This window comes from Rhodothermales bacterium (genome assembly GCA_039944855.1).
Taxonomy (GTDB): Bacteria; Bacteroidota; Rhodothermia; order Rhodothermales; family JANQRZ01; genus JBBSMX01.
The window spans coordinates 108,468-130,868 of record JBDUXZ010000003.1; the positions used below are offsets into that span (position 1 = coordinate 108,468).

Genomic DNA, 22,401 nt, shown 5'->3' on the forward strand with positions numbered 1-22,401 from the left:
AGACATCGGTGCGACGGCCTCCAGCTTTCGACGCCCTGCGCGTGCTGATCAGTGGGCGACCACCAGCCGTTTGACTTCATGCTCGCCGTGCCCTTCGAACCTGACGAGGTACAGCCCCGATGCCAGCCGGCCTGTGTTGATCGGGACCGTCCGCCTCGTGCCCGGCCCGACCCGCTCATCGACGAGCGTCAGGACTTCACGGCCCAGCATGTCGTAGACCGACAGCCGGACCTCGCCCGCCTCCGACTCGAAGTATGCCTGCGCCGACCCCGTCGCTGGGTTCGGGAACACCGCCAGCGTGAGGAGGCCATCATCGGTCGGATCACCCTCAGCGCTCGTCGTGCCGGGTCCCGGCGTGATTTTGAAGATCCGGCCGTTGAGGAAGTAGTTAAAGTAGAGCTCCCCGTCGAGGTCTTCGCCGAACGTCGTGACGTTGAACTGATCCGGGAGGAGAAGCTCTGCGCCGGAGCGGTTGGATCGGCTGACGTGCCAGACCTTGAACGACGCGAAGTCAGCGAAGACGTACTGGCCCCGCAGCGCCGGGATGGCCTCACCTCGATAGACGTAGCCACCGGTAATCGAAACGCCTTGCTCGTGGGAGTATGCCCAGACCGGGGGTGTCAGACCGGTCTCGTCGCAGGGTCTCCGGTTGAAGGGGGCACAGACTGGGCCTTCCATGATCGGCCACCCGTAGTTCTGCCCTGCCTCGATCAACTCCACCTCCTCCCACGTGACCTCTCCCACGTTCCCCACCCACACCTCGCCCGTCAGCCGGTCGATCGTCAGCCGCCACGGATTGCGGAGGCCGTAGGCGAAGACCTCCTCTCGCCACCCCTTCTCGTTCCCGACGAACGGGTTGTCCGGCGGGATGCCGTAGTTAAGCCCGTTCGAGGGATTGTCCACATCGAGTCGGAGGACTTTGCCAAGCAGCTTCGTCCGGTCTTGAGCGTTTCCGACCGCATCGTAGAGAACGCCCCCGTCCCCGAGCGGGACGTAGAGATAGCCATCCAGACCAAAGGCGATATCGCCTCCGTGGTGGTTATGAACGTTGCCCGGCGTCTCGATCTCCAGCAGGATCACCTCGCTGTCCACATCTGCCACGAAGGGGTCCTCGGCCGACCGCGAGAACCGTGAGAGGACGATCCGCTCTGGCGCTTCGAGCGTGTATCGAGCGAAGAAATAGCCGTTCTCTGCATAGTCCGGGTGGAACTCGATAGCCAAGAGCCCGCCTGGACTCGCTATGCGCTCGCTGATGTCGAGGAAGACCGACGCCGACGCCACGTCTGGGTCATTGTCCACCACCTTGACGCGCCCACCCCACTCAGCGATGTAAACCTTGTTCGTCCCATCGTCCGGGAAGCGGATGCCGAGGGGAAAGTTGAACGTGACGTTCTCGAAGACCTCCTCGAAAGCCGCGATCTCGTTCTGGCCGAAGGCAGCCTGAGAGAAGCCGACAGCGAATACGCAGAGGCTCAAACTATACGCGAGCAGGAAGCAACGGAGCATGGAGCCGGGTCGTAAAGAGATGCAGCCGGGTCGCAGGGGGAGAAAGTGGGCGCAAGGTACTTTACTGACTGCCCCATCCCAAGCCCTCTGCGCTTCAGCCCTTCTTACGCCACCGCCTCTTCTTCTGGCTCCTCGTCCTCGATCTCGTCGTCGCTCGTGTCGTCGTCGCCCGCGAAGTCGTCGAGGTTGAAGGAGGCGTTGCTGCTCCCGACGACTTCCTCACTTCCCGTGCGCTCCAGCTCTTCGCGGATGAAGCGCGCCGTCGGCGTGTCCTGCTCGGCGAGGTCTTCGGGCGTGCCCGCGAAGAGAATCTGCCCGCCCGCCGCGCCGCCGTCGGGCCCGAGGTCGACGACGTGATCGGCCACCTTCGCCACGTCCGTGTTGTGCTCGATCACGAGAACCGTGTTGCCCTTATTCACGAGCGCCTGCAGCACGTGGAGGAGGTGGCGGATGTCCTCGAAGTGGAGGCCCGTCGTGGGCTCGTCGAGGATATAAACCGTCTGCCCGGTGCCGGGCCGCGAGAGCTCTTTGGAGAGCTTGACGCGCTGTGCCTCGCCGCCGGAGAGCGTCGTCGCCTGCTGCCCGAGGCGGACGTAGCCGAGCCCGACAGCGTCGAGTGTGCGGAGCTTGCGGGCGATGCGCGGCACGGCCTCGAAGAACTCCAGCGCCTCGCTGACGGGCATCGCGAGGACCTCGGCGATGTTCTTCCCCTTGTACCGGATCTCCAGCGTCTCGGTGTTGTAGCGCTTGCCCTTGCACGTCTCGCACTCGACGTAGACGTCGGGGAGGAAGTTCATCTCCAGCTTCACGATCCCCGCGCCCTTGCACGTCTCGCACCGCCCGCCCTTCGTGTTGAACGAGAACCGGCCCGGCTTGTAGCCGCGGATCTGCGCCTCTGGGAGCTGCGCGAAGAGGTCGCGGATGTACGTGAAGAGGCCGGTGTACGTCGCCGGGTTCGAGCGCGGCGTCCGCCCGATCGGGCTCTGGTCGATGGCGATGACTTTGTCGACGTGCTCCAGCCCGGTGATCTCGTCGTACGGCAGCGGGACGAGCTGTGCGTTGTGGAAGTGCGACGCGAGGATCGGGTAGAGCGTCTGGTTGATGAGCGACGACTTCCCACTCCCCGAGACGCCGGTGACGCACGTGAACGTCCCGAGCGGGAGCTCGAAGGTGACGTCTTTGAGGTTGTGCCCGCGCGCGCCCTCCAGCACGAGCTTCTCGCCCGTCCCTGCGCGCCGCTCGCTCGGGGTCGGGATGCGGCGGTTGCCCGTGAGGTACGCCACCGTCAGGCTGTCGTCGGCCGCGCCCTTCGCGAGCTCGTCCGGCGTGCCGGCCCCGAGGATCTGCCCGCCGTACTCGCCCGCGCCCGGCCCGATGTCGACGACGAAGTCCGCCGCCTCGATCATCTCGCGGTCGTGCTCGACGACGAGCACGGAGTTGCCCAGATCGCGGAGATCCCTCAGCGAGTCGATCAGCTTCCCGTTGTCACGCGGGTGGAGGCCGATGCTCGGCTCGTCGAGGACGTAAAGCACGCCCGTCAACTGCGTCCCGATCTGCGTAGCGAGGCGGATCCGCTGCGACTCGCCGCCGGAGAGCGTCCGCGCCGAGCGGTCGAGCGTGAGGTAATCGAGCCCGACGTTGAGCAGGAAGTCCAAGCGCTCGACGATCTCTTTCACGACCGGCTCGCCGATCACGGCCTGCCGGCCTTCGAGTTCGAGGTCGGCGAACCACGTGCGGACGGCGCGGAGGTCCATCTGCACGAGGTCGGCGATCGACTGGTCGCCGTCGTACGTCTTCGTATTGCCGATCCGGTAGCTCAGCGACTCGGGCTTGAGCCGGCCGCCGCCGCACGTCCGGCACGGGCGGACGCGCATGAACGCCTCGGCCCACCGCCGCTGCGTCGCCGAGTTGGTGTTCGCGTTCGTGTGCTCGATGTGCTGGTAGACGCCGCCGAAGCGGTGCTCGTACTTCACCTGCCGGCCCTTATACGCGTAGACGATGTCGAACTGCTCGTCGCCCGCGCCTTCGAGCAGGACCTCCATCTGCCGCTCCGAGAAGTCCTTCAGCGGCGTCTCGAAGTCGAAGTCGTACGCCGCGGCGACGGCCTTGAGCTGGGAGAAGATCCAGATGTCGCGCGGCGTCCCGAGCGGCGCCACGCCGCCTTTCGCGATCGACTTCTTCGGATTCGGGATGACGAGGTCGGGGTCGATCTCTTTGCGCACGCCGAGGCCATTGCAATCCGGGCACGCGCCGTAGGGCGAGTTGAAGCTGAACGTGTTCGGCGAGGGGTCGTCGTAGGAGAGCCCGCCCTCGGGGTCCGTGAGGTGGCGGCTCATGAGGTGGTCGCCGAGCTGCCCCGCTTCCTCTGCTCCGCCGATGACGGAGGCGATGAGCGTTCCGCCGCCCATCCCGAGCGCGAGTTCGACGGCGCGGGCGACGCGGGGCCGCACGCCGTCCTTCACCACGAGCCGGTCCACGACGACCTCGATGTCGTGGATCTTGTAGCGGTCGAGCTTCATCCCCTTCGCGATCTCGCGGAGGTCGCCGTCGACGCGAACGCGCTCGAAGCCCTGCTTGGCAAGCTGCTCGAAGAGGTCGCGGTAGTGGCCCTTCCGGCCGCGCACGACGGGCGCGAGCACGACGACCTTCGCCCCGTCGGGAAAGGCGGCAATCGCGTCGATGATCTCGTCGTCGGACTGCCGGCGCATCCGGCGGCCGGAGCGGTACGAGTACGCGTCGGACGCCCGCGCGTAGAGCAGCCGCATGAAGTCGTAGATCTCCGTCACCGTCCCGACCGTCGAGCGCGGGTTGCGGGATACCGTCTTCTGCTCGATCGCGATCACCGGCGAGAGCCCGTCGATGAAGTCGATGTCGGGCCGCTCCATCACGCCGAGGAACTGCCGGGCGTAGGCGCTCAGCGACTCCATGTAGCGGCGCTGCCCCTCGGCGTAGATCGTGTCGAAGGCGAGCGACGACTTGCCGCTCCCGCTGAGCCCCGTGATCACCACGAGCTCGTTACGCGGGATGTCGAGGTCGACGTTCTGGAGGTTATGCTCGCGGGCGCCGCGAATGATGATCTGGTCGTCCATGAGGGCCGGTCCGTGGGCGGAAATCTATCCTGGCTGAGTCCGGTAGCTCCGAGCGGTGCCGAGCATGTGGAGTGGGTGGTCCCGGCGAGGCGCGCGAGGACCCAGATGCCGAAGCATCGGGCGACGAGCGCAACGAAGCGGGGGCCGCCAGACTCCATGCGCAGGCCGCGCAGGGTTACCGAACCTAGCCGAACTCCAACCGGGCGCGGGCCGCCCCCGTTCCGTCTCGGGGCGGCCCGCGCGGTGAAGTCCGGGTAAGTTTCGGCCCGCGCGCTGACGACGGTCTGTCAGCGCACGACGACGATCCGCCGCGTGCGGACGACGGTCTGCCGCCCGGCCTCGGCCTTCATCCGGACGACGTACACGCCGCTTGCCACGGCCCCGCGCCAGCGCACCTCGTGCCAGCCGGGCTCGGTGACGGCTCCGTCGGCCAGCCGCGCGACCTCTCGGCCGAGGAGGTCGTAGACCTGAACCGTGACGCGGCCCGCCTCGGGCAGGCCCCAGCGGAACGTGGCCTCGCCGCGCGAGGGGTTCGGATACGGCTGCGCCAGCGTCACCTCGCGCGGGAAGGCTGAGTCCTCGTCCTCATTCCCGACCGGCACGATGTCGACCACCGCGGCATCCGCGTTGTTGGACTCGAATCCGTCGAACGCTGTCGTCGTCCCGGCGGCGCTCAGCGTCAGCTCCCCCTCGCCGTCGGGCGCCACAACCACCTCAACCGAAACGATCTCGCCCGGCGGCAGGTCGCCGAGGGCACAGACGATGGGCGCCGTGCCCGTGCACTCCCCCGCCGTCGGCGTGACCGAGACGAGCGGGGCGTTCGGCGGCATGATCGTGAGCGTCGCCTCGCTCGCCACGTCGCCGCGAAGGTTGGCGGCGGTGGCGACGAAGGTGACCGCCGAGCCGATCTCCAAGAAATCCGGGGCGGTGACGAGCGCGGCGAGATCGGCCGTCTGCCGGATCTCGTGGAGCACTTCGGGTGTGGCGATGGGCGGGTTGAAGTCGAACACGATCTCGGCATCGTTGCGGATCTCGGTGCCCTCCTCGAGCCCGGCGTTCGGGACGAGGGAGAACTTGACGAAGCCCTCGCCCTCGGGCGGCGTCACGTTGGGCGGCAGGTCGATCCCGACGAAGCGGAACGTGATGGTCCGGCCGGAGACGCTGTAGCTGAACGTCGAGTCCGACGAGGTGCCCTCGATGGCGAGCGTGGCGAGGTTGAGGTTCGGGTCGATCTCGTCGGTGATGGTGACGAACTCGGCGTTCGCCGTGGCCCCAGCAATGTTCTCGAACGTGACGGTGTAGAAGAGCGGATCGTCGGCGGCATCGAGCGGGACGTAGTAGCGGACGCACCGGGTCTGCTCCTCACCATCGACGATGACCGTACCGAACTCGCACGTCAGGTTCGTCTCGGCGAACTTGTCGTTGGGATCCGCCGGAGCCGCAGGAGGCTCGCACGCGCCGCCGCCGCCGCCGCCGGGCTTGCCGCCGGGGATCCCTTTGATGGCCCGGATCGCATCCCCGAACCCGAGAAAACAGAACAATCGCTCAAGCGCCGTGAAGTCAGTCCGCAGCGCGTCGTCCTCCGTGCCGATGACATCCGGGAAGCCGTCGTCGAGCCCAGTTCCTTCGGGGAAGAGTGCGGCGATCTCGTCCTGAACGAGTGCGCCCACAGCGCCCCCCGGTTCGATGAGCGCGACCTCGATGTCGAATGCCACGTCGTCGATGGCGCTTTCCAAGGCGAGGTCGAAGGCCTCCGCGGCCGAGGCCGGCAGGCCGGGCGGCGGCGCGACGGTCGCCGAGAGCGCCGCGATCACGGGCACGAGCAGGTCGGCCGGCGCGGCGTAGTAGTTGCGGATGCCGAACTGGATCGCATCGCGCGTGGCGATCGCGACCGCTGCGGCATCCGCGGCGTCGACGGCGGCGATGTAGTCGGTCAGTGTCTGGTTGGCCGAGGTGCGGAGCGCCACGCCGATGACGGCCGCCGTGCGGGCTGACGAGAGGTGCTGGGCTCCAGCCGCCGCGACGAGACGGGGCGTGCCGAACGGGATACGAGGGTCGTCGGGACCGGTCGGCATCTGCTCAGGGAACAGGATGTCCTCGGGGTCGATCCGAAGACCGAACGTGAGCGGGGTCATGGCACCGCGTGTGAGCCGGCCGAACGTGAGCGGCGCGCGCTCGGGGTCGGTCGCGTTGACGCTCTCGTAGTAGACCACGCCGTCGAAGAACGGGTTGGGGCCAGCGAGCGAAAGCGCGAACAACTCGGGCTCGGTACGGACGACGCGCGGCGCGTGGAAGGCCGGCTCGTCGGTATTCGTGCGAAGCTCCATTTGGAGGGCCGAGTAGTTATAGCCCAGGCCCGGCGGCCGGACGCGCGCGCCTCGTGCGATGCCGCTCTCGGCGAAGACGAAGGCGAGGTAGGGCCGGACGGTGACGGGCACGACCTCGTCATCGAGACCGGGCCGCGAGATCACGAGATCGTAGAATCCGTACGCACGCGGGCTCGTCAGATCGAAGCGCGCCTCCTTGAGCGTCCCGGTGCCGACGATCTGCGCCGGGATCGTCCCGAAGGCAGTCGGATCGAGGCACTCGGTGCATTCCAAACGCGCGGCGCTGACGCCCGGCGCGCCGGGACCGGTCAGGAAGATCGGCCGCACGGCCCCGCCGACAGGCGTCGTCGTCGAGACCGTGATGGGCCCGCCGGGCGCGACGGCCACGGCGCGCAGGCGAACGATCTGGCCCGCTGGCGGGCTTTCGATCTCCGTCACAAACGCGATGCCCTCTGGCGCGCCATCCACGAGGATCTGTGCAAACTGGCCTGTCACGGTGCCTTCGGTGCGGATGATGGTGAATGCGTCGCCGACGGCGGGCACGTAACCCGGCCGCACGCGCACCACGAGCGCCCCGGCGAGACGCGCGCCGCTGCCGCCCGGCGCGAACGACACGTCGAGCGTGTCGCTCCGCCCTCCGGCGTCCACGTCGATCACGAGGCGCGGGCTGCCTGCCACCTGCGACGGGTAGAAGTACGACCCGTGCGCGAGACGCGCGAGCGGCTGCGCGTCGGTGCCGGGGCTGACGGTGCCCTCGGGCTGGAACGTGCCGAAGATGCCGAGCGCCCCCATCCCGGTCAGCGTCGTGCCATCGGGCAGGTTGCGCGAACCGGGACCCGCGAGGTCGAGCCTGCCCGCCAGCACGCGCATCTCGGAGCCGGGCCGGCTGTACGGCCCGGAGTTGCGGCCGAACCCGCCGTCGTTGAAGGTGAACGACTGGCCCGGCGCGTCGAGCACGAACAGGCCCGCGTTCTCGAACCGGCCCGTCCCGTTGCCGTCGCCCGCGAGGCTTCCAGCGCCCGTCGCGCGGACGATGCCGCCGGGCTCGTTGCGGAGCACGCTGCCGGCGTAAAGCCCCAGGCTCGACGGGATCTCGACGACGCCTTCGTTGCGGACGATCACCTCGGCGAGACCCGAGAAGTTGCTGCCCGTCGCCGCCTTGAGCAGCAGGCCGGTGTTGGTGAACGAGCCGCCCCCGCTCCGCAGGAACGACGTGCCGACCATCTGGAAGCCGGTCCCGTTCACGGCGAGCGTGGCGCCGGCCGGCCCGGCGAGCAGGTTGACGCCGCTGATCCCGACCGTCCCCTGCGGGCTGCCCTGAATCACGCCCTCGGCGGTGATCTGACTGTTCGTGAACACCAGCGTCCCCGTGGCACTCGCGTCGAGACTGGCGCCTTGCATGGTGCCGCCGCCGCTGAGGAAGAAGACGCCCTCTGCGGCGCGCACGGTCCCACCGAGGAGTTCGAAGGGCGCGCCCACCGAGCAGTTGCCTGCTTGCGACGTGAGCGGGCAGCCGGTCGCTTCGAGCGTGCCGCGGATGCGGAACAGCGCCGTCGCGCCTCCGGGAGACGCACCGTTCCCGACCACGCGCAGCGTGCCGGACGGCGCCACGTCGAGTGTGCCGCCCGTCCGCAGAAACGAGACGCCGGCGGGGACCGTCGCCTCGCCCTCGACGAGGACCGTGCCGGTCGCGTAGAGGCCGTCCTCGCCGCCGGGCGTGATGTCGAGGAGCATCAGCCGGCCGTTCGGCCGGATCGCCGCCGACTCGATGCCGATGAATCCCCGCGAGGTCAGCGTCTGAATTCCGCTCGCGCCGCCGAGGACGAGCGTCCCCGCGGCGACCGACACGAAATCGCCGATGGAGACGGTGTACGTGCCGGCGACGTCGATGCAGGCCACGTCACCCGAGGTCGGGACTTCGGCCGGAGTCCAGTTGGCGGCTTCGGACCAGGAGCCGTCGACGGGCGCGGCCCACGTCCGCGTGCAAGTCTGGGCGAGTGCAGGACCGCCGAGGAGCGGCAGCGCGGCGAGAAGCACGAACGCGAACGGACGGAGAGGGAGCAGGGAGGTCATAGCATCAGCGAGGAAGGTGACAAGGGAGCGGGCTACCCTCCCATCGATATTTTCTCGCGAAGCGGCTCACGTTGACGCCGGCACCTCGCAGACCTGTTGTTCCACGGCGGCCAGAGGCTTAACCTCTCATACCTTAGACACCTCTGCTCGCGCCCTCCTCCGCATGGATGACCCGAACGACATCACGCGCCTGCTGGCGCGAGCGCACGAGGGCGACCCCGACGCCCTCAACCGCCTCGTCCCCATCCTCTACGAGGAGCTGCGTGCGCTTGCTCACCGCCAGCGCATGCGTCGCCGCCCGAGCGAGACGCTGAACACGACGGCCCTCGTCCACGAGGCTTATGAGAAGCTGGCACGCTCAGGCGGTTCGTTTGCCAACCGACACCACTTCTTCCGGGTCGCCGCGCGGATCATGCGCAGCGTGCTCGTCGACCACGCGCGTGCCCAGCGACGGCAGAAGCGCGGCGGCGGCCAGCGCCCGCTCTCGCTCGACGAGGAGTTCTTCGTCCCGCCGCAGCGCACCGAACATCTCCTCGCCCTCGACGAGGCCCTGACCCGGCTCACCGCCCTCGACGCGCGGCAGGCCGAGATCGTGGAGCTTCGCTACTTCGTCGGGCTGACGATCCCCGAGGCGGCGGACGTGCTCGACCTCTCCCCGGCAACCGTCAAGCGCGACTGGGCCGTCGCGCGTGCCTGGCTCCATCACAACCTGTCGGAAGCCGCATGACCCCCACCGAACGCTACGCCCGCGTCACGGCCCTCTTCTCCGATGCGCTCGAACGGGCTCCCGACGAGCGCACTACATGGCTCGCCGAAGCCTGTGACGACCCGGAGATCCGGCACGAGGTCGAGGCCATGCTCGCGCACCACGCGGACGACATGCCCGGGCCGCTCGACGCACCCGTGTTCGCCCGGCCCGCCAGTTCGTTCAGCGACGCGGCCGACGACGAACCGAGTCCCCTCCTCGGCCAGCGCGTCGGCGTGTGGCGGGTGACGGGGCTGCTCGGGCGCGGCGGGATGGGCACCGTCTACCGCGCCGAGCGCGACGACGAGAGCTTCACGCAGCACGCCGCGCTCAAGCTCGTCCACCCCGGCTTCGCTCCCGATTTCCGACTGCGCTTCCTCCGCGAGCGTGCCCTTCTCGCCGGCCTCGACCACCCCGGCATTGCCCGCCTCCTCGACGGCGGCCTCGCCTCCGACGGCGCACCGTACCTCGCGATGGAGATCGTCAACGGTGAGCCCATCACGGCCTACGCCGAAACGCACGGGCTGAATCTCCGCGAGAGGCTCGGCCTCTTCCTCCAGACCTGCGATGCCGTCGCGCACGCGCATTTCCACCTCATCGTCCACCGCGACCTCAAGCCGCCGCACATCCTCGTGGAAGACGCCGAGGGCGGACCGCGCGTGAAGCTGCTCGACTTCGGGATCGCCAAGCTGCTCTCCGAAGAGGACGACGGGCTGACGCGGACGGGCTCCTCGGGGCCGCTGACACCCTCCTACGCCTCGCCCGAACAACTCCTCGGCCAGCCGATCACGACCGCCACCGACGTCTACGCCCTCGGCATCGTGCTCTACGAGGTGCTCGCCGGAACCCGCCCCTACACCGTGGACGGGCTCAGCGCTTCGCAGACGGAGCGGGTGATCTGCGAGGCCCCTCCAGCACTGCCCTCCGTGTCGGCCCCAGCCGAGCGAGCGCGGGCGCTGCGTGGCGACCTCGACACGATCGTAAGCAAGGCGCTCGCCAAGGAGCCCGCTCGCCGCTACCCGACAGCGGCCGACTTCGCCGCCGACCTCCGCCGCTACCTCGGCGGGCTGCCCGTCGAGGCCCGGCCCGCGACGGTGCGCTACCGCGCCAGCCGATTTCTGCGACGGCACCGCGTGGCCTCGGCCTCCGTCGCGCTCGTGGTCGCTGCGCTCATAACCGGGACCGGGGTCGCCCTCTGGCAGGCGCAGGCGGCCCGCGCCGAGGCGGCCAAGGCTATCGCCATGAACGGCTTCCTCATCGGGCTTCTCGAATCGGCCGATCCAACCGTCGAGGGCCGCGAGGTGCGCGTGGTGAGCCTGCTGGACCGGGCCGCTGCCGACCTGGATTCGGTATTCGCCGGCCAGCCCGATGTGGAGGCCGCGATGCGTTTCACGCTCGGCGAGACGTACTACCAACTCGGGCTCTACGACGAGGCCGAGGCCCAGCACGTCCGCGCGCTCGCGCTCCGGGAGCGCCTCTACGGCCCGCGCCACCCCGACGTGGTGCGCGTGCAGAACGAGCTGGGCTTCGTCTGGGTGCAGCAGGACCGCCTCGAACCAGCCGACTCGATCCTCACGCTCGCGCTCGCCTCGGCGCGCACGTTCCGGGATGAGGATGCCCTCCTCGCCACCGTGCTGTCCAGCCTTGGCGGCGTCCGCTACTGGCAGGGGGACCAGCAGGGCGCGCTCGACGCCCACCTCGAATCCGCCGTCATCTCGGAACGAACCGACGAGCCGGACGAGATCGAGATCGCTGCCGCGTACGGCAACGTCGCCGTCGTGCTCCACGAACTCGGACGTGACGACGAAGCCCTCGTCTACATGGAGCGCGAGCTGGAGGTCTACCGCCGGGTCTACGAGCCGACGAACGCCCGCATCGCGATGGCGCTCCGAAATCTCGCCAGCGGGTATCACAGCCTGCGGCGCTACGACGACGCCGTGCGGATGAACGAGGAGGCGATCGCCCTCTTCCGTCAGACCGTCGACCCGGACAGTCCGGACCTCGCGAACGCGCTCAGCAACCACGGACCGACGCTCATTAAAGTCGGCCGCTACGCCGAGGCCGAGGCCGCCGCACGTGAGGCGATGGACATTTACGCGCGCACCGTCGGGACCGAGACCCAGACCTACGCCGCGGCCCTCCTCAAGGCATCGCAGGCGCAGGAACTGCAAGGCGAGACGGCCGAGGCCGAGGCCGGCATCCGCCGCGCTATCGCCATCTTCCGCAAGACGGGTCCCGAAGATCACCCGGCGATGGGCTACAGCCAACTCGCGCTCGGCAAGCTGCTCGCGGCGCAGGAGCGCTACGCGGAGGCCGAGCCTGTCCTGCGCCGCGCGTTCGCCATCCGGTCGCAGAGCCTGGCCCCGGATCACCCCGACCGCGCCGACATCGCCAGCCGTCTCGGCGAGGTGCTCGGCCGAGTAGGCCAGCGCGCCGAGGCTGAGTCCTTGCTCGTCGCCGGCCGCGATGTGCTCCGCCAGCAGGAGAACGACGAGCGGGCACCCGAGGCCGCCGCCCGCCTCGCCGCGTTCCGCGCCGCACGGACACCGGGATCGTAGCCAGGCCGCATCGTAGCCAGGCCGCATCGTAGCCAGACTGCACTGCTGACCGGATCACGCGGAGCCGCTGGGGTGGGACTGTAGCGTCAGCGTTAAGCCTTCCCGATTCGGGAACCCAGGAAGTCGCTCACCTATCAAACGACTCCCTTCTGCGGCCGTCTTCCCGCCCCTTCTGCGACGGCCGCGCCTTCTCCTCACCTCTCTCGGGGCGCAGCCATTACGCTGCGCCCCTTCTCATCTCAGCCAGCCCTATCCCCCATGAAACGCCTCGAAGGAAAGTCCGCGATCGTTACCGGCGCCGGTGCCGGCATCGGCGAAGCCATCGCCCACAAATTCGCGCTCGAAGGCGCGAACGTCCTCCTCAACGGCCTCCCCGACGATCCGCTCGACGAGGTCGCCGACGACATCCGCGAGCAGTACCCCGACGTCGAAGTCGCCGTGTTCGCGGGCGACGTCGGCAATCAGGAAACGGCCGAGGCGTGCGTCAAAGCCGCCGTCGATGCGTTCGGCAAGCTCGACGTGCTCGTCAACAACGCGGGCGTGCTGCCGAAGCTGGCCGAGCTGCAGGACTATCCCATCGACGCGTTCGAAAAGCTCGTCCACAACAACATTTACACGGCGTTCCACATGACGCGCGCCGCCCTTCCCGAGCTACAGAAGACGCGCGGCAACATCGTCTCGGCCGGGTCCGAGGCGGGGTGGAATGGCTCGCCCCGGTTCACGCCGTACGGCCCGACGAAGGCGTATATCCACGCGCTCATGAAGGGCGTCGCGGGCGAGCAGGGGAAGTACGGCGTCCGCGCCAACTGCGTCTGCCCCGGTCCCATCGACACGTCGTGGACGCACGCCGAGTCCGGCCCGATGGACGAGGACGCCGAGGAGACCGTCGTGATGTCGACGGCGTTCGGGCGGCGGGCGACGACGGAAGAGGTGGCGAACGTCTACGCCTTCCTCGCGAGCGACGAGGCGAGCTACGTCACCGGCGCGCTCTGGCTCGTCGACGGCGCGACGACGATCGTCCACGGGATGCCGGGCAAGCAGGTCCCGGACGCGATCCGGCAGCAGCCCGAGGGCGTCCTCAAGCTCCGCTTCCAGCGCGCCTCCGACCCGGCCGACGCGCCCACGCCGTAACGCGCTTGCCGCGCTCCCGAAGACTACCGCACGGCGGCGGTCGGGAGCGCGGCGAGGGTGTCGGCGAGGTCGTCGGCGATGGCGCGCCAGTCGTAGCGCGCGACGGCGGCTTCGCGGAGATCGGCGGCGTAGCGGCCGGGCTCGGCGAGGGCGTCGGACACCCGGTCGATGATGTCGGCGACGGTGTGCTCGGCGTCGTGGCGGACGGTGAGCAGGGCGCGTGCCTCGGCGGGGAGGGCCTCGCCGAGGATGCGGAGGCTGTCGCCCATCCCGCCGTAGTCGGTGCCGACGGGAAGCGTGCCGGAGGCGGCGGCCTCGGGGATCACGAGCGGCGACGCCTCGCGCACGACCGACGGGAAGACGCCCACGTCCGCGACGGCGTAGAGCTTGCCGAGCGGCGCGTGGTCGAGGAAGCCGGTGAAGACGACGTGCTCAGGGCGGAGGTGGCGCTCGGCCCGGTCGAAGTAGGCGTCGAGTTCGCCCGCCGCTTCGAGCCGGTCGAAGTAGGGCGCGGCGAGCGGGAGCGGCTCGGGCTCGGCCTCGCCCTGCAGCGCGGTGCCGAGTTCGACGATCCGCCGCGCGAGCCGCCGGTAGCCCTGCGACGCGGCCCACACGAACGCCTCCATCGCATCGCGCAGCCCGCCCGTGCCGGCCACGACGAGCCGCGCGTCCGGTCGCCGTGCGAGGATTTCGGAGAAGGCGACAACGACGGCCGGAAACCCTTTCTCGGTGATGAGCCGTCCGACGTAGAGCACGACCGCCGCGTCGTCCCAGTCGACGGCGCGGAGCTTCGTTTCGAGGTCGGCGTCGGGGGCGGAACTGACGTAGTCGGCGCTCGCGTCGAGCGCGGTGCGGAGGTCGGCGTCGGCGAGATCGTCGCGGAGCGCGTCGCGGAGGGCCTGCTGCTGCGCGGCCGTTCGCCCACGTTTCTCGTCGGCGACGAAGCCGAGGAGCGCCTCGATTCGCTCGTCGCGTTCGTCGCGCGGTGCCACGTCGAACTGATCGGTGTCCACGCCTACGGGCAGGCGACCGACCTTCGCGTCGAGGCCAGGGACGTTGCTGAAGACGTCGCGGAAGCGACCTTCCATCTCGCCATTGAGCGCGAACACGCGGTCGGCAGCGGCGAGGGCCGCGCTCGCGGCGGCGTGCATCCGCTCGTCCTTTTTGACGATGTACTCGATGGCGCTCCCGTGCGGGAGGACGGCGAACGGCACGCCCGTTCGCTCCTTCGCCCGCTGCACGGCGAGGGACGAGAGCACGACGTGGTTGACGCAGAACCCGGTGACGTGCTCGGCCACTTGCGTCAGCACGCGCGCGTTCCGCTCGACGTACTCCTCGATCGCCGCATCGTCGAGGTCGAGGATCGAGCGGACGTACGTCGAGTTCGTGCGGGGCCGGACGTAGGTCGGCAACACGGCGAGGTCGGGGCGGTGGACGACGCAGCGGCCGGGGACCGGCGTCTCGCGCTCGAAGAGGGTCTCGGGCTCGCCATCGGCGTCGTATTTCACCGCGGACGCGACGAAGTCGTAGTGCTCCGGGCGGCTCTCCTGACAGACGACGTGGACGGTGTGGCCGAGGTGGCAGAGGGCGCGGACGATGCTGCGCGTCCAGAGGTTGCTGCCGGCGCCGGAGAAGCCGTAGCCGTGGACGATGCCGAGCGCGTGGGACATTGCGAGGGGAAGTTGGCGGGAAGGGCACAAGCCAACACGCGCCGCGTACCCTCTGATCCCTGCTCCTCTCCAATCACCCCTCCCCTCTATGGTCGCGATGATCCTCGCGGCGGGTCTCGGCACCCGTCTCCGCCCCCTCACGAACGACACGCCGAAAGCGCTCGTCCCCGTCGCAAATGTGCCGATGCTCGAGCGCGTCGTCCGCCGCTGCCTCGACGCCGGGGCGACGCGCCTCGTCGTCAACGTCTCCTACCTCGGCGAGCAGGTCGCCGACTTCATCGAGGCCAACGACGGGTTCGGCGTGGACGTGCAGATCTCCGACGAGCCGGACGGCCCGCTCGAAACCGGCGGCGGGATCAAAAAGGCCGCGCCCCTCCTCCCCGACGACGCGCCCGTCCTCGTCCACAACGCCGACATCCTCACGAGCGTCGACCTCCGCGCGCTCTACGCCGCGCACGTCGCCGACGACCGCAGCCCGCTCGCCACGCTCGCCGTGACGCCCGCCGAATCGGGCCGCTACCTCGTCTTCGACGACGGCGGCCTCGCCGGCTACGCGATTGACGGCGAGGAGAAGTTGATGCGTGATCGGCAGGGCACGACCCGGCGCTACGACTTCTGCGGCGTCCACGTGGTCTCGCGCGAGATGGTGGATATGCTCTGCGCCGAGGACGGCGAGAAGTTCTCCGTGATGGACTCGTACCTCCGTGCTGCCAAGCACGGCCGCGTGATCGCCGCGTTCGAGGGCGGCCACACCTGCCACGACGTCGGCACGCACGAGCGGCTCGAAGAGGCCGGCCGCCTCGTCACCGCGTGGGAGGCGGAGGGAAAGCGCTAAACCTGTTTTCCGTCCTTCGAGAGCGCGCACAGCCATGCCGGGTAGCTCATCGCCTGCGCGGCGGGGAGCGCGGGCGGGTCGGCGGCGGCGAAGACGTGGGCAGCGGCGCGGCGGAGGTACTCCACGAGCGCGGCCTGATCGTAGGTGCCGAACGCCTCGAAGCCGACGCTCCACCACGTCTGCCCATCGGCCTCTACCTCGGCGATTTCGAGCGAGCAGCCCTGCCCCGCTTGCTCCTCCCGCTGTACGATCTCGACGGTGCCGTTGCGCACTGCGAACGTCCCCTTCCGTCGCCGCTTTGCCACGGCCACCCAATCGCCGGTGACATCGCGGAGCGTAGCCCCGGCGCCGAGCGGGAAGCTCCACTTCCGCCAGCACTCGACGCGGCCCGTCACGCCGTCGTGGAGTTCCTCCTCGCCGACGACCTCGGCCAGCCGCTTCACTTCGAGGTAGCCCGAGCGCGCCTTCACGCCGAGCCCGTCCGGCGACGCAGGGCGGACGTAGCGATCCGTCCGCGCCTCCCACGGCCGCTCGCCCGCCGCCGCGTGGAACCACGCTTCCACCGCTTCGGGCAGCGGGCCTTCGGCGAACCAGCGGACTTCGGCGGTGGGGTACATGGGCAACGGTCAGTGGTCAGTGGTCAGTGGTCAGTGGTCAGAATGTACCAGTCGGTACCTTCCCCAGCTCACGTCCACACGTCCACACTCACGACGTGAGCTGCGCGAGCATCCCGACGATCCCGGCGCGGATCATGGCCACGGCAATCGCCGCGAGGAACAGGCTCGCCACCTTCGCGACGGCTTTCGAGAAGCCCGCGCCGAACCGCGCCAGCAGGCGTGGCCCGAAGGCGAAGGCGGTGTAGACGAGCGCCATGTTGACGAGGATCGAGCCGAGCGTCAGCACGAGGCCGAACTGCCCCTGCGTCACGAGGATCGTCGTGATCGCGGCCGGGCCGATGATGAGCGGGATGCCGAGCGGTACGACGGCCAGCTCGTGCGCATCGTCTGCATCGACGTCGTGCGCCGTATCGCCGTTGCCGCCGCGCCGCTTCTTCATGTCGCCGAAGACGAGGTCGGTGATCGAGAGGACGAGGAGGATCAGCCCGCCGCCGACGCGGAGGTCGTGGACCGTGATGCCGAGCGTGCGGAAGATGATCTCGCCCGCGAACAGCATGAGGAGGGCGAGGACGACGGCAACGGTCATCGCCCGAAGCAGGAGCGCGCGCCGCGCCTTCGCCTCCATCGACTCGGTCATCCCGATGTAGAGCGGGAGCACGCCGGGGATGTTGAGGGCGACGAAGAGGGGCAGGAACGCGGCGACGAAAGCAGCAGGACTGAACACAGCGGAGAGCGCGAGGGTGGAAAAACGGGAGGCCTAAAACGACAGAAGGGCGGAAGCGGCAACAGTGCCGATCCGTCCTTCTGAAGGGCTTATTCGACCCTATCGTCCGACTGTTCCAGAATCGATACGGCTCGCCAAACCTTCATTCCGCCTGCGCTGCCGCCTCACAATCGCTGTGAATCACGGGCGCTCCCCAACGCGGACGATCTCATTGGGAATGCCCAGCGCGTAAGCGTGGACGACGGCTGCGAAACGAAGGCCCTCCCCGTCCGGCACTGCCCTGGCGCTCAACTTGACCCAGCCGTACCGCACCTCTTCGCCGCTCCCGACGCGGATACCGTAGTAGGCTTCGATCGCCTCACTGACTGGCTGGCTCGTGCCTCTTATCATGTCGCGGTGGATGCTGGCAAGGCTCCTATCGTATCGCGACCAGAATGGGCGAGGATCCTCGGTTCCGGATGGAATTTCGCGGATGTCGGGATAGGGTCCTACCTCCGTGCCGGGTTCAAGTCCATCGGCTAGACCGCTCTCGGCGTAGAGGGTAGCGGCTCCCTCCGCCACACGGAGTACGAGGCTGGATGCACAGGAGCTTACCGGCACATCCCTCGTGCAGACGAGCCCACCTCCGAGCGCGAGGTCGTCCGCTCCGTCGCTGTCCAGGTCGAGCGCGTACGGGGCTGTCACTTCTATCTCGGGCTCGACGAAGACCGTATCCGGCGTCGAGACGGAGGTGTCACAAGCGGAGAGGATCAGAAAGGCGAGGAGGCCGAGCTTGCCGTGATGCATAGCGCCATACACGCTGTTCGGAGACCGTGGACGCCGCATAATAACCGCAAATCTTTACGTCACAAAACCATGAGTGGAGGCCAGCCCCTTACGCCGCTTCCAGCGCGTCGACGTCGAGCCCGGCCAGCGTTGGGTGGGCCACGCGCTCGTCGCGCTCGATGTTGCCGTCGCGGAGGCGGACGATGCGGCGGGCGTGCTCGGCGATGTCCTCCTCGTGCGTCACCACGAGGAGCGTGTTGCCGCGTCGGTAGAGCACCTCGAAGAGCCGCATGATCTCCTCGCTCGTCGTCGAGTCGAGGTTGCCCGTGGGCTCGTCGGCGAGGAGGATGGCGGGGCGGTTGACGAGGGCGCGCGCCACGGCGACGCGCTGGCGCTGCCCGCCGGAGAGCTCGTTCGGCCGGTGCGTCATCCGGTCGCCGAGGCCGACGCTGACGAGGGCTTCGGCGGCGCGCTCGCGCCGCTCACGCTTGCCCATTCCGGAGTAGATCAGCGGGAGCTCCACGTTCTGCAGGCAGTTCACGCGCGGGAGCAGGTTGAACGTCTGGAAGACGAACCCGATCTCGCGGTTGCGCACGGCGGCGAGCGCGTCGTCGGAGAGCGTCGAGACGTCGCGATTGTTGAGGACGTAGCTCCCCGTCGTCGGGATGTCGAGGCAGCCGACGATGTTCATCAGCGTCGACTTGCCCGAGCCCGAAGGGCCCATGATGGCGACGTACTCGTTCGGGTGCACCTCGACAGAGAGCCCGCGCAGGGCGTGGACCTTCTCGACGCCCATCTGGTAGGTTTTCCAGACGTCGGTGATGCGGATGATGGGGTCGTCGGGCGACATCGGTTGCGGGTTGAGGGCGTAGAGGTTGTTACGAGCGCGAGGGACCACGCCCTTCGCCCTCTTCTTCTTCGACGCGGACGGCGTCGTCGGGCTCGAGCTCGGTGCGGAGCGTGCGGAACGGCCCGACGATGACGGTCTCGCCGCCGGTCAGCCCGCGCGTCACGGCGATGTGCGTGTCGTCGGAGATCCCGGTCTCGACCTCGACCATCTTCGCTTTGCCGTCCTGCATCAGGAAGACGACGCGGCGGAGGTCCTCGTCGAGCGGGGCGGCCGGGGCGGCGTTCTCGTCGTCGCTCTCCGCTTCCTCATCGCCCTCCTCGTCGTCGTGAAGCTTGTTGAAGTCGCGGACGGTGACGGCCTGGATCGGGACGACGACGGTGTTGGGGACGGTCTCGGTGAAGATGTCCACGGTGCCGCTCATGCCGGGGCGGAGCGTGCGGGCGGTCGGCGGGGCCTCTTGGAGGTCGTCGGCCTGGGCCGTCTGCACGGGCACGGCGAGGGGGTCGTACGAGCCACGGACCTGGATCTTGACGGGGAAGTTGGTGACCTCCTCCTGCGTCCCCGCGCCCGACACGCGGGCCGAGTTGGCGATCTGCGTTACGACGCCGCGGAACGGCTCCTGCGGGTACGCATCGACGTCGATGCGCGCGGAGTCCCCGATGGCGACGTTGACGATGTCGTTCTCGTTGATGTCGACTTCGAGCTCCATCCGGTCGAGCTCGGCGATGCGGAGGATCTCGGTCCCGCTCATCTGGCTCGTGCCCACGACGCGCTCGCCGGGCTCGACGTTGAGCTGCGAGACGGTCCCGCCGATAGGGGCGTAGATCGAGGTCTTGCGGAGCTGGTCGCTGGCCTGGCTGAGCGAGGCGCGGGAGCTGCGGGCGCGGTACTGCGCCGCCTCGAAGCTGGCCTGCGCCACCTTGAACTGCGTCTGCGCCGCCTCCAGCTCCATCTGCGCGATCACGCCGCGCTCGGCGAGCATCTCCTTCCGTGCGAGGTCGTCCTGCGCGCGGACCATCTCGGCCTCGGCACGCGAGGCGTCGGCCTGGGCCTGGAGGAGGCCGGCCTGGGCCTGCTCGCGCTGGGCGGCGTAGAAGTCCGGCTGGATCTGGACGAGGAGCTGACCCTGCTCCACGCGGTCGCCCTCTTCGAGTTCGAGGAAGACGATCTCGCCCGACACGTCCGACGAGATCTTGACCTCGAGCTCAGGCCGGATCTTGCCCGACGCCGTGACCGTCTGCGTGACCGCGCGGACTTCGACGAGCGAGGTCTCGACGGCGATGCCTTCCTCGTCGCCTCCGCCACCGAGGATCACGAGGACGACGACGAGGACGACGAGCGCCCCGCCGAGGCCGATGAGGATGCGCTTCGTGTTGTTCTTTTTAGCAGGAGTAGTCATGGGTTTCGGTCAGGTAGAGACGCCCCGGCGGGGCGTCTGTACGGATGGCGCTCCGTCCCGATCGCGCTCGTCCGTGCGGGTGGCGCAAGGGCTGGGGATCACTCGAACAGCGGGGCCGTCGGGTCGAGCGCCCCGGTGGCGTAATCTATGAGCTTGCTCTGGAAGACGAACTGGGCCACGGCCTGCGCCCGCGAGCTCTGCGCTTCGATGAGGAGGGCGCGGGCCTGCGTCAGCTCCGTCAGCGTCGAGACGCCGAGGTCGTAGCGCTCCTGCTCGGCGTCGAGCGCGGCCGAGGCGGCGGCGACCTGCCGGGCCGTCACGTCGAGCCGCTTCGCCGCGTTCTGGTAGTCGAGGTAGCCCTGGCGGACCTGGAGCGCCACGTCCTGCCGGAGGTTTTCGAGCTGGATGCGCTCGTTCGCGGCCGTGAGCTCGGCCTGCTGCACCTGCGCCCGCGTCGCGAAGCGGTCGAAGATGGGGATGTTGATCGAGAGGCCGAACGAGCCGCCGCGGTTGTCGGTAAAGAACTGGTCGCCGAAGGGCGTGTCCTCGCGCGGGAGTTGCTCGTTGAAGGTGAGCGGCTCCCCGCCGAGGAGGATCGGCGTACCGTCGCTATTGGTGACGGGAATCTGGAGGGGCGGCCCGCCCACCGTCCGTGTGGCGCTACTGGAGTAGCCTGACCCGTACCCGGCGAACAGGTTCACCGTCGGGTAGTAGCCGCCCTTCGCGACGCGAATGCCCGCCTCGGCCGCCTCGATCTGGAGCTGCTGCGCGCGGAGGTCGTCGCGACGGTCGAGCGCGGCCGTGAGGAGCGCTTCGAGGTCATACGCCCCCGGCTGCAACGGCGCCGCCTCCAGCGACGGGGCGACGAACGTGTAATTCCCGAAGGGATCGAGCTGGAGGATCTGGACGAGCCGCGTCTGCGACACTTCGAGGTCGGACTCCGCTTGCAGCAGCGTCAGCTCGCGCTGGGCGACGAGGGCCTGCTGCTGGAGCACATCGGCGCGGGCACGGACGCCGGCCTCGACGAGCTGCTCGATCTGATCGAGCTGCGACCGGTCGGCTTCGAGGTTCTCCTCCTGAATCAGGACGAGCTGCTTGTTCAGCATCACCTGCAGGAACTGGTTCGCCACGTTGAACAGCACGTCCTGCTGCGCCCGCCCGAGCGAATACTCGCTGGCCTCGCGTTCGAGGACGGACTGGTCGAGCGAGGCCTGATCGCGGAAGCCGTTGAACACGTTCAGGTTCGCGGAGAGGTTCGCATCGAGCGACTGCGTCGTCTCCTGGTCGAGCTGGCCCGTCGTCTGGTCGAAGGCGAGCCCGAAGCGCTGCGTCGGGCGGATGGAGGCCGAAAGGTCGGGGAGGAAGTTGGCGCGGACGCGGGAGACGTCGAAGCCGCGCGCCTCAGCGACGTTCGCGGCCTGCCGGAGCGAGGTGTTCCGCGCCAGCCCGATCCGCAGCGCTTCGTCGAAGGTGATCTCCTCGCCGGAGGTCCCGTCCGGGGCGGGGGCCGTCTGGGCCGTTACGGTACCGGCACCGAGAAAGCCGAGGAGGGCAAGCAGCGCGGCGCGGCGGAAGAAAACGATCATGGAGGAACGTGCAGATTGGGGCAGGAGGGAACGGTGGCTTTGACGGCAGCCCTCGCCGCTTTGTTACACCCGCAACGTACCGAAGATCAGAACGCCGCCGCGTACCGGACATAGCTGCGCTGTTGCCTGATCCCTGCCGACGTCGTATCATCGTATAAATACGATCAAGCGATCATGCCTCCCACCGCTCCCTTTCCCACCGAACTCACCGACCTCGCCGCGTTCGCGAAAGCGCTCGGCCACCCGGCCCGCCTCGCCATCCTCCGCACCCTCGCCGAGCGCGGCACGTGCGTCTGCGGAGAGGTCGTGGACGTGCTCCCGCTCGCGCAGGCCACCGTTTCGCAGCACCTCAAGGTGCTGAAGGACGCCGGCCTCGTCCGCGGAGAGACCGACGGCCCCCGCTCCTGCTACTGCCTCGACCCCGACGCCGTCGCCCGCCTCGCCGACGCCATCGCCGCGTTCACGGCCGGCCTCCGTCCCCACGCGGCGGGCGAAGCCGACTGCTGCTGACCCCCACGCCACCCGC

Annotated in this window: 15 protein-coding genes; 5 read left to right on the plus strand and 10 right to left on the minus strand. The window is 68.9% G+C overall.

What is annotated here, in order from left to right; translation table 11 throughout:
- Window positions 1–48: 48 nt before the first annotated feature.
- The 3 genes from ABJF88_01725 to ABJF88_01735 all read right to left on the minus strand — a co-directional run bounded on the left by ABJF88_01725 (window position 49) and on the right by ABJF88_01735 (window position 8,995).
- A complete protein-coding gene (locus ABJF88_01725) occupies window positions 49–1,506 on the minus strand; it encodes a PQQ-dependent sugar dehydrogenase (GenBank protein ID MEP0545629.1) in 1,458 nt (485 codons plus the stop codon).
- 104 nt (window positions 1,507–1,610) lie between these two features.
- Entirely contained in the window at window positions 1,611–4,595 is a 2,985-nt protein-coding gene (gene uvrA / locus ABJF88_01730) for an excinuclease ABC subunit UvrA (GenBank protein ID MEP0545630.1), read from the minus strand.
- A 287-nt stretch (window positions 4,596–4,882) separates the two neighbouring features.
- Window positions 4,883–8,995, minus strand: coding sequence for a T9SS type A sorting domain-containing protein (locus ABJF88_01735; GenBank protein MEP0545631.1), 4,113 nt, complete (start codon window positions 8,993–8,995; stop codon window positions 4,883–4,885).
- Window positions 8,996–9,158: 163 nt separating this feature from the next.
- Between ABJF88_01735 and ABJF88_01740 the strand changes: the two genes are divergently transcribed.
- The 3 genes from ABJF88_01740 to ABJF88_01750 all read left to right on the plus strand — a co-directional run bounded on the left by ABJF88_01740 (window position 9,159) and on the right by ABJF88_01750 (window position 13,429).
- Entirely contained in the window at window positions 9,159–9,722 is a 564-nt protein-coding gene (locus ABJF88_01740) for a sigma-70 family RNA polymerase sigma factor (protein MEP0545632.1), read from the plus strand.
- On the plus strand, window positions 9,719–12,298 hold the full coding sequence (locus ABJF88_01745) for a serine/threonine-protein kinase (GenBank protein ID MEP0545633.1): 2,580 nt from the start codon (window positions 9,719–9,721) through the stop codon (window positions 12,296–12,298). Before ABJF88_01740 ends, ABJF88_01745 begins: the two co-directional genes overlap by 4 nt.
- Window positions 12,299–12,556: 258 nt before the next feature.
- Window positions 12,557–13,429: an SDR family oxidoreductase gene (locus tag ABJF88_01750; GenBank protein ID MEP0545634.1), complete on the plus strand. Its 873-nt coding sequence runs from the start codon at window positions 12,557–12,559 to the stop codon at window positions 13,427–13,429.
- A gap of 23 nt (window positions 13,430–13,452) precedes the next feature.
- On the opposite strand, the gene ABJF88_01755 is transcribed toward ABJF88_01750, so the two are convergent.
- Entirely contained in the window at window positions 13,453–15,099 is a 1,647-nt protein-coding gene (locus ABJF88_01755; GenBank protein MEP0545635.1) for a glycosyltransferase family 4 protein, read from the minus strand.
- An 88-nt stretch (window positions 15,100–15,187) separates the two neighbouring features.
- Here ABJF88_01755 and ABJF88_01760 point away from each other — a divergent pair, with 88 nt between their 5' ends.
- A complete protein-coding gene (locus ABJF88_01760; protein MEP0545636.1) occupies window positions 15,188–15,934 on the plus strand; it encodes a nucleotidyltransferase family protein in 747 nt (248 codons plus the stop codon).
- Here ABJF88_01760 and ABJF88_01765 read toward each other — a convergent pair.
- The 6 genes from ABJF88_01765 to ABJF88_01790 all read right to left on the minus strand — a co-directional run bounded on the left by ABJF88_01765 (window position 15,931) and on the right by ABJF88_01790 (window position 21,875).
- The gene (locus ABJF88_01765) at window positions 15,931–16,551 is read right to left on the minus strand and encodes a hypothetical protein (protein ID MEP0545637.1); all 621 of its coding nucleotides are present in this window, start codon (window positions 16,549–16,551) and stop codon (window positions 15,931–15,933) included. The two genes, ABJF88_01760 and ABJF88_01765, sit on opposite strands and share 4 nt — an antisense overlap.
- Before the next feature lie 88 nt (window positions 16,552–16,639).
- Window positions 16,640–17,275 carry a MarC family protein gene (locus ABJF88_01770; protein MEP0545638.1) on the minus strand — a complete coding sequence of 212 codons (636 nt, stop codon included), beginning with the start codon at window positions 17,273–17,275 and terminating at the stop codon, window positions 16,640–16,642.
- Between the two features lie 180 nt (window positions 17,276–17,455).
- On the minus strand, window positions 17,456–18,061 hold the full coding sequence (locus ABJF88_01775; GenBank protein ID MEP0545639.1) for a hypothetical protein: 606 nt from the start codon (window positions 18,059–18,061) through the stop codon (window positions 17,456–17,458).
- A gap of 88 nt (window positions 18,062–18,149) precedes the next feature.
- Window positions 18,150–18,890 (minus strand): ABC transporter ATP-binding protein, encoded by a 741-nt coding sequence (locus tag ABJF88_01780; GenBank protein MEP0545640.1) that lies wholly within the window; start codon window positions 18,888–18,890, stop codon window positions 18,150–18,152.
- 28 nt (window positions 18,891–18,918) lie between these two features.
- Entirely contained in the window at window positions 18,919–20,289 is a 1,371-nt protein-coding gene (locus tag ABJF88_01785) for an efflux RND transporter periplasmic adaptor subunit (GenBank protein ID MEP0545641.1), read from the minus strand.
- Window positions 20,290–20,387: 98 nt separating this feature from the next.
- On the minus strand, window positions 20,388–21,875 hold the full coding sequence (locus ABJF88_01790; protein ID MEP0545642.1) for a TolC family protein: 1,488 nt from the start codon (window positions 21,873–21,875) through the stop codon (window positions 20,388–20,390).
- Between the two features lie 174 nt (window positions 21,876–22,049).
- Here ABJF88_01790 and ABJF88_01795 point away from each other — a divergent pair, with 174 nt between their 5' ends.
- Entirely contained in the window at window positions 22,050–22,385 is a 336-nt protein-coding gene (locus ABJF88_01795) for a metalloregulator ArsR/SmtB family transcription factor (GenBank protein ID MEP0545643.1), read from the plus strand.
- Window positions 22,386–22,401: the final 16 nt, after the last annotated feature.

Coding starts and splice junctions, on each gene's coding strand:
- uvrA (MEP0545630.1), bottom strand. CDS start 4,595: ATGGACGACCAGATCATCATTCGCGGCGCCCGCGAGCATAACCTCCAG.
- ABJF88_01785 (MEP0545641.1), bottom strand. CDS start 20,289: ATGACTACTCCTGCTAAAAAGAACAACACGAAGCGCATCCTCATCGGC.
- ABJF88_01755 (MEP0545635.1), bottom strand. CDS start 15,099: ATGTCCCACGCGCTCGGCATCGTCCACGGCTACGGCTTCTCCGGCGCC.
- ABJF88_01740 (MEP0545632.1), top strand. CDS start 9,159: ATGGATGACCCGAACGACATCACGCGCCTGCTGGCGCGAGCGCACGAG.
- ABJF88_01725 (MEP0545629.1), bottom strand. CDS start 1,506: ATGCTCCGTTGCTTCCTGCTCGCGTATAGTTTGAGCCTCTGCGTATTC.
- ABJF88_01750 (MEP0545634.1), top strand. CDS start 12,557: ATGAAACGCCTCGAAGGAAAGTCCGCGATCGTTACCGGCGCCGGTGCC.
- ABJF88_01775 (MEP0545639.1), bottom strand. CDS start 18,061: ATGCATCACGGCAAGCTCGGCCTCCTCGCCTTTCTGATCCTCTCCGCT.
- ABJF88_01735 (MEP0545631.1), bottom strand. CDS start 8,995: ATGACCTCCCTGCTCCCTCTCCGTCCGTTCGCGTTCGTGCTTCTCGCC.
- ABJF88_01745 (MEP0545633.1), top strand. CDS start 9,719: ATGACCCCCACCGAACGCTACGCCCGCGTCACGGCCCTCTTCTCCGAT.
- ABJF88_01760 (MEP0545636.1), top strand. CDS start 15,188: ATGGTCGCGATGATCCTCGCGGCGGGTCTCGGCACCCGTCTCCGCCCC.
- ABJF88_01795 (MEP0545643.1), top strand. CDS start 22,050: ATGCCTCCCACCGCTCCCTTTCCCACCGAACTCACCGACCTCGCCGCG.
- ABJF88_01790 (MEP0545642.1), bottom strand. CDS start 21,875: ATGATCGTTTTCTTCCGCCGCGCCGCGCTGCTTGCCCTCCTCGGCTTT.
- ABJF88_01765 (MEP0545637.1), bottom strand. CDS start 16,551: ATGTACCCCACCGCCGAAGTCCGCTGGTTCGCCGAAGGCCCGCTGCCC.
- ABJF88_01780 (MEP0545640.1), bottom strand. CDS start 18,890: ATGTCGCCCGACGACCCCATCATCCGCATCACCGACGTCTGGAAAACC.